Origin of the sequence: Streptococcus oralis, from assembly GCF_004127215.1 — a bacterium.
Taxonomy (GTDB): domain Bacteria; phylum Bacillota; class Bacilli; order Lactobacillales; family Streptococcaceae; genus Streptococcus; species Streptococcus oralis_BD.
This window is the reverse complement of record NZ_QEWJ01000001.1, coordinates 435,094-448,229: the sequence shown is the minus strand read 5'-3', so window position 1 is coordinate 448,229 and position 13,136 is coordinate 435,094. Positions and strand designations below refer to the sequence as shown.

Below are 13,136 nucleotides of genomic sequence, written 5' to 3'. Positions count from 1 at the left end.
TTTCCATATAGCTAAAGGAGTCTCGGCTCCTTTTTTTCTAGGAGAGAAAGATGTTAGAAAATGGCTATTTGATTTTTGTGAAGGACCTTTCAGATATGGGGCAGGCCATCCAGGCTTCTACTGGGAACTATAGTCATGTAGCCATCTTTTTGGATGGTTTGATTTTCCATGCTAGTGGGCAAGCAGGTGTTATCTGTCAAGAACCAGCTGATTTTTTTGAACCGACTCATCTCTACGACCTTTATGTCTATCCAGAGATGGAAGCTGACTTGGTGAAGGAGAAGGCTTACAAGCATCTAGGAGCTCCTTATAATAGCTCTTTTTATCCCAATGGGGATGGCTTTTACTGCTCCCAGTACATCGCAGAAATCCTGCCTATTTTTGAGACGATTCCGATGCAATTTGGGGACGGGGAGCAGGAGATTAGTGATTTCTGGAGGGAATATTACAGGAAACTCGAACTTCCTGTGCCTCTGAACCAGCCGGGGACTAATCCCAGTCAGTTAGCAGCATCTCCTCTTTTAGAATGTAAAGAAAGGAATCTTCATGATTCAGATTTTTAATCCCTCTCGTTTGACTCGACAGCCATTTTTTATAGATTTGGTGGACTATCTGGACCAGCATGATGATGTAATCCTCCGAGAAATCAAGGCTCAGTTTCCAGATGTGGCAGTTGATAAACTCATGGAAGAGTATATTAAGGCAGGCTTGATCCTAAGGGAAAACAAACGATATTTTCTCAATCTCCCTTTTCTAGAATCGATAGACAATCTATCCCTTGACCAAGAGATTTTTGTCAGAGAGGATAGTCCAGTCTATCAAGCCTTGTTAGAGAAGACTTTTGAGACGGAATTGCGCAATCAAACCAATGCAGCCATTTTAGTCGAATCTACGGATTTTGCCAGAGAAAAAATGACCCTGTCTAATTATTTCTACAAGGTAAAGAATCAATATCCTTTGACAGAAAAACAGCAGGAACTCTATGCCATTTTGGGAGATGTCAATCCAGAGTATGCCCTCAAGTACATGACGACTTTTTTACTCAAATTCCTCAAAAAGGATCAGCTCATGCAGAAACGGCGTGATATCTTTGTGGACAGTTTAGTCGTCTTGGGTTATATTGTTCAAAACGAAGAAGGGAAATATGAGTTGGCTGTTGATTTTGACAAGGAATGCTTGTCTTTCTATTTGCCTTAATTGTTTGCTTTTGAGCAGATTGTTTGACTTTACTAAAGAATAAGCATAAACTGAATGTAAGCGATAACCATTATCGTATTAAAACAAAAAGGAGACAGAGCTATGTCACTTGAAAATAAATTGGAACAAGCAACTGGTGCTATCAAAGAAGGATTTGGTAAGGTTACTGGTGATAGCAAAACAGAAGCAGAAGGTGCTGTAGAAAAAACAGTTGCCAAAGCAAAAGAAGTTGTTGAAGATGCTAAGGGTGCTGTAGAAGGTGCCGTTGAAGGTCTTAAAAACTCATTTAAGAAAGAAGACTAAAAAAATCAAGGGAGGACTTCCCCTGATTTTTTGATTTTATAGGTAACGTTCTGCAACGGCTGCATCTCCAGGGTAGGATTCTTTCACTCCATTGACGATCTGGTAGCAGTCAGCTCCCTTACCTGCAATAATCACGGCATCGAGTTCTTGGTCTGTAATGGCCATTGCCGCCTTGATGGCTTGTTCGCGATCGGTAATCTTTTCAACAGGATGGCTGATATAGCTACTGATTTCCTCTGCAATCTCCATTGGATCTTCATAGTTGGGGTCGTCGGCTGTGAGAAAGACTTGAATCTCAGGGTGTTGATTGAGGAGGAGACCAAAGTCTTTGCGACGACTTTCCCCCTTGTTTCCAGTAGAACCGAGAACCAGAGCGATTTTTCCAGTTTGATGAGTTTCAACCACATTGATGAGTTTTTTCAGACTGTCCCCGTTGTGGGCATAGTCAATGAAAACCTTAGCTCCATTTTTCTGTGTGAGGACTTCCATGCGTCCAGGAACTCGGGTTGTAGCAATTCCTTTTTTGATGTCCTCTAGACTAGCACCTAGACGAAGGCAGGCAAGTCCAGCAGCAACTGCGTTTTCTTGGTTAAAGTGGCCAATTAGCTGAATATCATAATCGCCAGCGAGTTTTCCTGTAGCTGAAAAGCTAAAGGCTTTGGAATTCTCGATTTGGTTGCCAGACTTACTACCATAGAAGTCATGCTCTTGTTGTTCCACTTGTTCTTTCAGTACAGAGAAGTGGTCCATGTCGCTGTTAATGACAACTGCTCGGCTATTTTTCATCAAGAGACGTTTGTGGTAGAAGTAATCTTCAAAAGTCGGATGCTCAATCGGACCGATGTGGTCAGGAGTGATGTTAAGAAAGACTCCTACATCAAAGGTCAGACCATAGACTCGATGGACTAGATAGGCTTGACTAGAGACTTCCATTACGAGATGGGTTCTACCATTTTTAACAGCCTGAGCCATCATGTCGAAAAGATCGATATTTTCAGGTGTTGAAAAGGAAGATTTAAAGAAGGTCTTGCCATCTAGAGTTGTGTTCATAGTTGACAAAAGGGCTGTTGGGTAGCGTTGAGATAGGATGTTGTATGAAAAGTAAGCTGCTGTTGTCTTACCCTTGGTCCCTGTGAAGGCGAGAATTTTGAGTTTCTCTTGGGGATTACCATAAAATTCCATAGCAATCAAACTCATGGCTTTCTTGATATCGTTCACAATGATAACAGGGATACCGACTTCGTAGTCCTTTTCAGCTACATACCAGGCTAATCCCTGAGTTATAGCAGAAAGAAGGTATTCTTTTTTAAAGGCAGCACCTTTTGCAAAAAAAAGAGTGCCCTCTTTTACTTTCCGGCTGTCGTAACTGATGCTGTCAAAAACAACTTTACTGTAGTTGTAGTGGTAGTGTCCTTGGTCGATAATCTCGCGAAAAAGGCCATCTTTCTTTAAAACATCTAATACATTTTCAATCTTAATCATACTTTCTATTATAAACTTCAAGCCCGAATTTTACAAGTAACAAGGAAAAGTTTATAATGGAAGATAAGGAACTTTGTCCTAGTTATCAAAATTGAATGAGGAAGCTATGTCTAACGAAAACAATCACCAGCAAGCCCAGATGTTGCGAGGGACTGCTTGGCTAACAGCTAGTAACTTTATTAGTCGCCTGCTTGGTGCTATCTATATTATTCCCTGGTATATCTGGATGGGGACCTATGCAGCCAAAGCCAATGGTCTCTTTACCATGGGCTACAATATCTATGCTTGGTTCTTGCTGATTTCAACAGCGGGTATCCCAGTTGCGGTCGCTAAACAAGTAGCCAAGTACAATACCATGCGAGAAGAAGAGCACAGCTTTGCCTTGATTCGGAGTTTCCTAGGCTTTATGACAGGCTTGGGCCTAGTCTTTGCCTTGGTCTTGTATCTCTTTTCTCCTTGGTTGGCAGATTTGTCCGGTGTAGGAAAAGATTTGATACCCATCATGCAGAGCTTGGCTTGGGCGGTCTTGATATTCCCGTCTATGAGTGTCATCAGAGGCTTCTTCCAAGGGATGAACAACCTTAAGCCCTATGCTATGAGTCAAATCGCGGAGCAGGTGATCCGTGTTATCTGGATGTTGCTGGCGACCTTCTTCATTATGAAGATGGGGTCTGGTAACTACCTATCAGCAGTTACCCAGTCGACCTTTGCAGCTTTTGTGGGGATGGTGGCTAGTTTTGCAGTCTTGATTTATTTTCTTTCCAAGGAGGGACTGCTTCAAAAGGTATTTGAAACACGGGACAAGATCAATAGCAAGCGACTTTTAGTTGATACCATCAAGGAAGCCATTCCCTTTATCCTTACAGGATCAGCCATCCAGCTCTTCCAGATTTTAGACCAGATGACCTTCATCAATAGCATGACCTGGTTTACCAACTACAGCAATGAAGACTTGGTTGTCATGTTTTCTTATTTCTCTGCCAACCCTAATAAAATTACTATGATTTTGATTTCTGTCGGTGTCTCGATTGGAAGTGTTGGTTTGCCACTTTTGACGGAAAATTATGTCAAAGGTGATTTGAGAGCTGCTGCTCGTCTTGTCCAAGATAGTATGACCATGCTCTTTATGTTTCTATTACCAGCAACAGTTGGAGTCGTCATGGTGGGTGAGCCTCTCTATACAGTCTTTTATGGTAAGCCAGATAGTCTGGCCATGGGCTTGTTTGTCTTTGCGGTTTTACAGTCTACTATTTTAGGCTTGTATATGGTCTTGTCTCCTATGCTTCAGGCCATGTTCCGAAACCGCAAGGCAGTTCTTTACTTTATCTATGGTTCCATTGCTAAGATCGTCTTGCAATTGCCAAGTATTGCTATTTTCCACAGCTACGGTCCCTTGATTTCAACGACTATCGGCTTGATCATTCCGAATGTCTTGATGTACCGAGATATCTGCCAGGTAACGGGTGCTCGTCGAAAGATTATCTTGAAGCGGACAATTTTAATTACGATTTTGACAATAGTCATGTTTATCTTAGTTGGTTTCCTACAGTGGATTTTAGGATTTTTCTTCCAACCAACAGGACGTTTGTGGAGCTTCCTATATGTTGCTCTTATAGGCGGTATAGGTGGAGCCCTCTATGGCTTCATGAGTCTAGCTATTTGCTTGTTGGATAAAGTAATCGGGAAATCGAAGGCAGAACGCTTGCGAGCACGATTTAAATTATCATAAAAATAAATTATAAATATAGATAAAGAAACAACCTTTCTGTTGTATGAAGGTTGTTTTTATTCTGTTTTTATCAAAAAAGGAGTATTTTTTCTAAAGTTAATAGAGTGAAAATATGTTTTTTAAATTTTTGTTTAAAAAACTATTGACTAAATAAAACTTAAGTTGTATAATAAGTCAAATATTAAAAACAGGAGGTTCTGGAAATGAAAAAGTCTAAGGCCAAGTATCTGACACTGGCAAGTGTCGTGTTAAGCGCAGGGATCCTACTAAGCGCATGTGGGAACTCAACAAGTTCATCAAAAACATATAACTATGTTTATTCAAGTGATCCATCTAGTTTGAACTATCTGGCTGAAAACCGTGCAACAACCAATGACATCGTTACCAATTTGGTGGATGGGTTGATGGAAAATGATCAATACGGTAACTATGTTCCATCATTGGCAGAGGATTGGACTGTTTCTCAGGACGGTCTGACCTATACTTACAAATTGCGTAAGGATGCAAAATGGTATACTTATGAGGGTGAAGAATACGCCCCTGTAACGGCCCAAGACTTCGTGACAGGTTTGAAATATGCTGCTGACAAAAAATCCGAAGCCTTGTACCTGGTTCAAGACTCTGTAGCAGGTTTGGATGACTATATCAACGGTAAAACAACAGACTTTTCAACTGTCGGTGTCAAGGCGATTGACGACCAAACAGTTCAGTATACTTTGACTCGACCAGAACCTTATTGGAATTCTAAAACTACGTCCACTATTCTCTTTCCTGTTAATGCTGATTTCTTGAAATCAAAAGGAGATGACTTTGGTAAGGTGGATCCTTCTAGTATTTTGTACAGTGGACCTTTCTTGATGAAATCCTTTGTTTCAAAATCTGTTATCGAATACAAGAAAAATCCGAATTACTGGGATGCTAAAAATGTCTTTGTGGACGATGTGAAATTGACCTACTATGATGGAAGTGACCAAGATGCCTTAGCACGTAACTTTACAGAAGGAGTATACAGCTACGCACGTCTCTATCCAAATAGCTCAAGTTTTGAAGGGATTAAAGAGAAGAATAAAGACAATATCATCTACAGCATGCAAGATGCCACTTCTTTCTACTTGAACTTTAACCTGGATAGAAAATCTTATAATTTCACTTCTAAAACGACTGACATCGAAAAGAAATCTACCCAAGAAGCAGTTCTGAATAAAAACTTCCGCCAAGCTATCAATTTTGCCTATAACCGTACGGCCTATGGGGCACAATCTCAAGGGGAAGACGGAGCAACGAAGATTATTCGTAACCTGGTTGTACCTCCTACATTTGTAAGCATCAACGGAAAAGACTTTGGTGATGTTGTTTCAGAAAAGATGGTTAACTATGGCCAAGAATGGCAAGGAATCAACTTTGCGGATGCGCAAGACCCATACTACAATCCTGACAAGGCTAAAGCTAAGTTTGCGGAAGCTAAGAAAGAACTAGAAGCCAAAGGTGTTCAGTTCCCGATTCACTTGGATAAGACTGTAGAAATGACCAATAAGACAGAAATTCAAGAAATTAGCTCAATGAAGCAATCCATCGAATCTGTTCTTGGAACTGAGAACGTGGTTATCGATATCCAACAACTGTCAACAGAGGATTATGATAGCTCTGGTTATTTAGCTCAGACAGCAGCCCAGAAGGATTTTGACCTTTACAATGGTGGTTGGAGTGCGGACTACTTGGATCCATCAAGCTATCTTGATATCTTAAATGTCAATAACGGTGGTATGTTGCAAAACCTTGGTCTAGAACCAGGTGAAGTCAATGACAAGGCCAAGGCAGTTGGACTTGATACCTACACTCAAATGTTGGAAGAAGCGAACAAGGAGCAAGATCCAGCAAAACGTTATGAAAAATATGCTGAAGTTCAAGCTTGGCTCGTTGATAGCGCCCTTGCAATTCCAAACGTTTCTAAGGGTGGAACACCTAGCTTGAGAAAGATAGTTCCATTCTCAGCACCATTCTCACAAGCCGGAAATAAGGGTGTCGAATCATACAAGTACCTCAAGTTGCAAGATAAGATTGTAACGACTGATGAGTATGAAAAAGCTAAAGAAAAATGGCTGAAAGAAAAAGAAGAATCCAATAAAAAAGCCCAAGAAGAACTGGCAAAACACGTTAAATAACCAGTCTATTCAACAGGAAAAACGATAGTTTCTCAAGGAACTATCGTTTTTTGTATAGTTTGAAACTATAGCTAGCTCTTGAAAACAAGAAAATGAGTTAGTGAAAATAAGTGGTACAATAGTTACTATAGATTTGGAGGTATTGTATGAGTAAAGAACTACACATCAACACAATTTTGGCCCAGGCGGGAATCAAGTCAGATAAGGCAACAGGTGCCTTAGTAACTCCGCTTCATTTTTCAACAACTTATCAGCATCCAGAGTTTGGCCAGTCTACTGGATTTGACTATACCCGTACTAAAAACCCAACTCGGAGTAAGGCGGAGGAGGTCTTGGCTGCGATCGAATCGGCAGACTATGCCCTAGCAACGAGCTCAGGTATGGCTGCGATCGTACTGGCCTTCAGTGTCTTTCCAGTAGGAAGTAAGATCCTAGCAGTGCGTGACCTTTATGGTGGTTCTTTCCGTTGGTTCAACCAAGTTGAGCAGGAAGGTCGGTTCCATTTTACCTATGCCAATACTGAAGCAGAGTTGATTGCTCAGCTGGAAAATGATGTGGATGTTCTCTATATCGAAACGCCAACCAATCCGTTGATGTTGGAATTTGATATTGCAAAACTTGCAAAACTAGCTCATGCCAAGGGTGCTAAGGTAGTGGTAGACAATACCTTCTACAGTCCGATTTACCAACGTCCGATTGAAGAGGGTGCAGATATTGTCCTTCATTCAGCTACCAAGTATCTAGCAGGGCACAATGATGTCTTGGCTGGGGTAGTTGTGACTAATAGTTTAGAACTATATGAACAACTGTTCTATAATTTGAATACGACAGGTGCTGTCTTGTCGCCGTTTGATAGTTATCAGTTGATTCGTGGTCTTAAGACCTTGTCATTGCGCATGGAGCGTTCGACAGCTAACGCGCGAGAAATAGTAGCTTTTCTAGAAACTTCGCCCGCAGTCAAGAAAGTTCTCTATACTGGTCGTGGGGGAATGATATCCTTTAAAGTAGTGGATGAAAAACGTATTCCTCACATTTTAAATAGCTTGAAGGTCTTCTCTTTTGCTGAGAGTTTGGGTGGAGTGGAAAGCCTAATCACCTATCCAACGACGCAAACCCATGCGGATATTCCGGCAGAAGTACGTCATTCCTATGGTTTGACAGATGACCTTTTGCGCTTGTCAATCGGGATTGAGGATGTCAGAGATTTGATTGGGGACTTGCGCCAAGCTTTGGAAGGGTAAGACAGATATGGGAAAATATGATTTTACAAGCCTGCCCAATCGTTTGGGGCATCATACCTATAAATGGAAAGAGGCAGAAGCTGATCGAGAAGTTCTACCAGCCTGGATAGCGGATATGGACTTTGTGGTCTTGCCTGAAGTTCGACAAGCTGTACAAGCCTACGCGGATCAGTTGGTTTATGGTTATACTTATGCTAGCGACTCTTTGATTGAGTCGGTTCAGGATTGGGAAGCCAGTCAACACGGGTATCACTTTGACAAAGATGCTCTTGTCTTTATCGAGGGAGTGGTACCAGCTATTTCAACGGCTATTCAAGCCTTTACAAAAGAAGGTGAGGCTGTTCTGATTAACACACCGGTCTATCCACCTTTTGCTCGCAGTGTCAAACTCAACAATCGCCGATTGATTACCAACTCTTTGGTAGAAAAGGATGGTCTATTTGAGATTGACTTTGACCAGCTGGAGAAGGAATTGGTGGAGGAAGATGTGAAACTTTATATCCTCTGCAATCCTCATAATCCTGGTGGTCGTGTTTGGGAAAAGGAAGTATTGGAAAAGATAGGCCATCTCTGCCAAAAACATGGTGTATTGTTGGTTTCGGATGAGATTCACCAAGATTTGGCTCTCTTTGGTCACAAACACCAGTCTTTCAATACCATTGACCCTGCTTTTAAAGACTTTGCCCTTATCTTGAGCAGCGCCACTAAGACATTTAATATTGCTGGAACGAAAAATTCCTATGCTGTCATTGAAAATCCAAAACTTCGAGTGGCTTTTCAGAAACGCCAGTTGGCCAATAACCAGCATGAAATTTCAGGCTTAGGTTATTTGGCGACAGAAGCTGCCTATCGATATGGCAAGGCTTGGTTAGGAGAACTAAAAGAAGTCATCGAGGACCACATTAATTATGTAGTGGAGGTCTTGGGTAAAGAAACCAAGATTAAGGTCATGAAACCGCAAGGGACCTACTTGATTTGGCTTGATTTTTCAGCATATGATCTAACGGATGACCGCTTGCAAGAGCTTTTGAAGAATGAAGCAAAGGTTATCTTGAACCGAGGTTTGGACTTTGGGGAGGAAGGAACCCTTCACGCCCGCCTCAATGTTGCCATGCCTAAAACACTTCTGGAAGAGGTTTGCCAACGCATCGTGACTACTTTTGCTACACTTTAAAAATCGAGCCTTCTAGGAGAAAAGTCTTCCTGGAAGGCTATTTTCATAAGGGAAAATGTGGTATAATGAAGAGATAAGATAAAGGGGTAACTATGGCTAAATTGATTCCAGGAAAGTTGCGCATGGAGGGGGTCGCCCTCTATGAGACGGGCAAGATTGAGATCATCAAGGAAAAAGGGAATCGACTCTATACACGTGTGGCGGGAGAAGACTTGCGCTACAGTTTAGAGGATGATCTTGTTTTTTGTGCTTGTGATTTTTTCCAAAAAAGAGGTTATTGTGTTCACCTAGCAGCGCTCGAGCATTATCTGAAAAATGATGAAGAAGGCCAGGTGATTTTACAAGCCTTAGAAAAAGGACATGAAGAGCAAGAAGAGGTCGAAACCAAGGTTAGTTTTGGTGGAAGTTTTTTGGAGCGCGTTCAACCTCAAAAACGAGAAGAGACTTACACTTTGTCGGCTCAAGGCCAGGTGGAAGCTGGAACCAATCGCCTCCTTTGGACTCTCCGAATCGGTTTGCTTAAGAGTCAAAAGTATTACGTCATCCGTGATATTCCACTCTTTTTGAAGGTCTTAGTCCACCGAAAACCATATATGATTGGGAAACACTACGAGAATGACTTGTCTTGGGATGCTTTTGATACAGCTAGCCAAGAAGTTCTTACTTTTTTATGTGGCTTGATTGAGGAGGGACTGAGTCAAGACCTCTTTTTCCCTAATCAAGGTCGTCACCTCTTTTTTCCTCTGACCTTTTTTGAGCAGGGGGTGGAGTTGCTGATGAACTTGGAGGATTTTCATTTTGAACACCAGATAGATAGTTATGCAAATCTCCTCTTTCATGATTTAGATCTGGAAGCGAATCTTTTCTCTTTTAATGTGCAGGAGTACCCAGATTATTTTGGAATGGAAATCTCTGAGACTGAACGGGTCAATGTATTCTATGGAGGGGCGGTTCTCTTTCGTAAGGGGAATGTTTATCTCTTAAACCCTAAACAAATCAGTCTTTTGAAGGAAATCAATGAACTTCCTCAGGAAACAAAAGGGAGAAAATGCCTCCAATTTGATACTGGCGATCGGGATCGATTGGCTTCCTGTCTTCCTTTGTTTGGGCAACTGGGCAAGATTTCTGCTCCAGAACGTTTACAAATACGCCCCTTTTCACCGATTTTTTACTTTGACAAGGAGAAGGATGGTCGTATCCGCTTGGATATCGAGTTTGATTATGGAGATATTCAGGTGGCTAGCCATCAACAGCTGGAAGAATTACCTTTCGCTAGTGATGCTGCCGTGGAAAGCCAGATATTTCAAGTTAGTTTAGGGGCTGGTTTTGAGGCTGATTTTCAGTCTTGGAGACAGGCTTTGAAGCCAGAGGCAGTTTATTCTTTCTTTAACCATACGATTCCAGCTTTTGAGAAGTTGGGTCAGGTTTTCTTGTCTGATGAGATAAATCAGCTCTACAGTGTCCAAGCTCCTCAGGTTCAGATTGAGTCCAAGGGGGGACTGTTGGAAATCCAGTTTGATTTCCAAGGGATTGCTCAAGAAGAGATTGATCAAGCTCTTAAAGCCCTGACCAGCAATCAGGATTTCTATATCAGTTCTTCTGACCAAGTGTACTTTTTTGATGAGGAAACCAAGCAGATTCGTCAAAATTTACAGGAACTGGGGGTTGAGCTAAAAGATGGTTCTTTTCAAGCTCGGAAATCTCTAGCTTATAGCCTTTCTCAGCTTTTTGAAGGTCAAGATAGAATCTCCTTTTCGGAGGAATTTCAGCATTTAGCACATGATTTGACCCATCCTGAGGACTTTCCTTTGGGAGATATACGGGTACAGGCGAGTTTGAGAGACTATCAGGAAAAGGGAGTGCGTTGGCTCCAGATGCTTCATCGCTATGGCTTTGGTGGAATTCTGGCAGATGATATGGGACTGGGAAAAACACTGCAAACTATTGCTTTTTTGACAAGTCAGGTGACCGAAGACAGTCGGGTCTTGATTTTAGCGCCGTCAGGTTTAATCTACAATTGGGCAGATGAATTCAGGAAATTTGCCCCACAGTTGGATTTGGCTGTTGTTCATGGTTTGAAAGCGAATCGAGAAGCGATTCTTTCTGAAAATCACCAAATCTATGTGACTAGCTATGCAACCTTTCGTCAAGACAGCGAGCTTTATCAAGAGATGGCTTTTGATTTTCTCTTCTTAGATGAAGCCCAGGTCATGAAAAATGCTCAAACCAAGATTGCTCAGAGTTTGCGCCAGTTTGTGGTGCCAGCAGTCTTTGCATTGTCAGGAACGCCCATAGAAAACCATCTAGGAGAGTTGTGGTCTATCTTTCAAATTGTGCTACCAGGGCTCTTGCCAAATAAAAAGGAGTTTATGAAATTACCGGCTGAGCGAGTGGCGCAGTTTATCAAGCCCTTTGTCATGCGACGTAAGAAAGAAGAAGTCCTTACAGAACTGCCTGACCTAATCGAAGTCGTCTATAAAAACGAACTGGAAGACCAGCAGAAGGCCATCTATCTGGCCCAGTTGCAACAGATGCGAGACCGACTAGCCCAAGTGACCGATCAAGAATTCCAGAGGAGTCGCGTAGAAATCTTATCTGGTCTCATGCGTTTACGTCAAATCTGCGATACTCCAGCTATCTTTATGGACGATTATCAGGGTGCCAGCGGTAAACTCGATAGTCTCCGAGATTTATTGCTACAAGTGGCTGATGGTGGGCATCGTGTCTTGATTTTTTCCCAGTTCAAAGGAATGTTAGAAAAAATCGAGCAAGAACTCCCAGATTTAGGCTTGACCTCCTTTAAAATCACAGGCTCAACTCCTGCTCAAGACAGACAAGAGATGACTAAGGCCTTTAATCAAGGAGAAAAAGATGCCTTTCTCATCTCTCTGAAGGCAGGTGGAGTCGGTCTTAATCTAACGGGAGCTGATACCGTCATCCTAGTGGATCTCTGGTGGAATCCTGCGATTGAAGCTCAGGCTATCGGACGTGCCCATCGTATGGGGCAGGAGCAGAAGGTCGAGGTCTATCGCTTGATTACGAAAGGAACTATTGAAGAAAAAATTCAAGAACTGCAAGAACAGAAGAAACATTTGGTTTCCCAAGTTTTAGATGGTACGGAGTCGCGTGCGAGCCTCAGTCTGGCAGAAATTCGAGAAATTTTGGGAATTTCTGAAGCCAGCACTTGAAAAATCAAGACAATACGCTATAATGAAGTGTTGAAAGGAAATACAAAATGAAACAAGATCGATTTCCATTGGTGTCAGATGACGAGATCATGCTGACCGAAATGCCAGTCATGGACTTGTACGATGAGTCAGACTTTATTAGCAATATCAGAGGTGATTACCGAGATAAAAATCATTTAGAATGGTCTCCTATCAATGAGGAAGAAACCGTAGTTTCTCCAGTGGTTAAAAAGGAGTCAAAGCCGAGCCCAGAACCTAAAAAAGTTGAAAAAACGTATGCTGAACTGGCTCGAGAAGAGGCGCGTGCGGACTTGAAGAAGAAACGTTCAGCTAAGTATTTGACCCAAGATGTTAGCCATACCAGACGACACAATGGTTCAACACTTGTTCGTCAAGGAAACCAACCAACAGCACCATTTCAAAAGGAAAATCCAGGTGAGTTTGCCAAATTTAGTAAAAACTTGAGCCAGTCCCACTATATTTTAGCTGAAGAAGTTGGCCAAGTAACGAATCCAACTCCGAAAACCCAAACGGGAAAAGCTAAAAAGAACAACTATGATTTTCTGAAGAAAAGCCAAATCTATAATAAAAAGAACAAGAAAACAGATCAGGAACGTCAGGTTGCCCAAGAGTTGAATCTGACAAGAATCACTGAATAAG

Annotated in this window: 10 protein-coding genes; 9 read left to right on the top strand and 1 reads right to left on the bottom strand. The window is 41.9% G+C overall.

Features of this window, described 5'->3' with window-relative positions; translation table 11 throughout:
* Window positions 1-50 precede the first annotated feature (50 nt).
* From DF216_RS02070 to DF216_RS02060, 3 genes are all read left to right on the top strand, one after another.
* On the top strand, window positions 51-563 hold the full coding sequence (locus DF216_RS02070) for a YiiX/YebB-like N1pC/P60 family cysteine hydrolase (RefSeq protein WP_129325801.1): 513 nt from the start codon (window positions 51-53) through the stop codon (window positions 561-563).
* Window positions 547-1,197, top strand: coding sequence for a DUF1803 domain-containing protein (locus DF216_RS02065; protein ID WP_129325800.1), 651 nt, complete (start codon window positions 547-549; stop codon window positions 1,195-1,197). The genes DF216_RS02070 and DF216_RS02065 overlap by 17 nt, the downstream gene beginning before the upstream one ends.
* 102 nt (window positions 1,198-1,299) lie before the next feature.
* The gene (locus DF216_RS02060) at window positions 1,300-1,500 is read left to right on the top strand and encodes a CsbD family protein (RefSeq protein ID WP_000051185.1); all 201 of its coding nucleotides are present in this window, start codon (window positions 1,300-1,302) and stop codon (window positions 1,498-1,500) included.
* Between the two features lie 36 nt (window positions 1,501-1,536).
* Here DF216_RS02060 and DF216_RS02055 read toward each other — a convergent pair whose 3' ends face one another.
* A complete protein-coding gene (locus DF216_RS02055; protein ID WP_129325799.1) occupies window positions 1,537-2,982 on the bottom strand; it encodes a UDP-N-acetylmuramoyl-L-alanyl-D-glutamate--L-lysine ligase in 1,446 nt (481 codons plus the stop codon).
* A gap of 106 nt (window positions 2,983-3,088) precedes the next feature.
* On the opposite strand from DF216_RS02055, the gene DF216_RS02050 reads away from it, so the two are divergent.
* The 6 genes from DF216_RS02050 (at window position 3,089) to DF216_RS02025 (ending at window position 13,135) form a co-directional block, all read left to right on the top strand.
* Window positions 3,089-4,711 (top strand): putative polysaccharide biosynthesis protein, encoded by a 1,623-nt coding sequence (locus tag DF216_RS02050; RefSeq protein ID WP_129325798.1) that lies wholly within the window; start codon window positions 3,089-3,091, stop codon window positions 4,709-4,711.
* Window positions 4,712-4,914: 203 nt separating this feature from the next.
* Window positions 4,915-6,873, top strand: a complete 1,959-nt coding sequence (locus tag DF216_RS02045) for a peptide ABC transporter substrate-binding protein (protein ID WP_129325797.1) — start codon at window positions 4,915-4,917, stop codon at window positions 6,871-6,873.
* Between the two features lie 146 nt (window positions 6,874-7,019).
* Window positions 7,020-8,114: a cystathionine gamma-synthase gene (locus DF216_RS02040; protein WP_129325796.1), complete on the top strand. Its 1,095-nt coding sequence runs from the start codon at window positions 7,020-7,022 to the stop codon at window positions 8,112-8,114.
* 7 nt (window positions 8,115-8,121) lie between these two features.
* Window positions 8,122-9,288 carry a MalY/PatB family protein gene (locus tag DF216_RS02035; protein ID WP_129325795.1) on the top strand — a complete coding sequence of 389 codons (1,167 nt, stop codon included), beginning with the start codon at window positions 8,122-8,124 and terminating at the stop codon, window positions 9,286-9,288.
* Window positions 9,289-9,380: 92 nt separating this feature from the next.
* Window positions 9,381-12,476, top strand: coding sequence for a DEAD/DEAH box helicase (locus DF216_RS02030; RefSeq protein ID WP_129325794.1), 3,096 nt, complete (start codon window positions 9,381-9,383; stop codon window positions 12,474-12,476).
* A gap of 47 nt (window positions 12,477-12,523) precedes the next feature.
* Window positions 12,524-13,135, top strand: a complete 612-nt coding sequence (locus DF216_RS02025) for a cystathionine gamma-synthase (RefSeq protein ID WP_129325793.1) — start codon at window positions 12,524-12,526, stop codon at window positions 13,133-13,135.
* Window position 13,136: the final 1 nt, after the last annotated feature.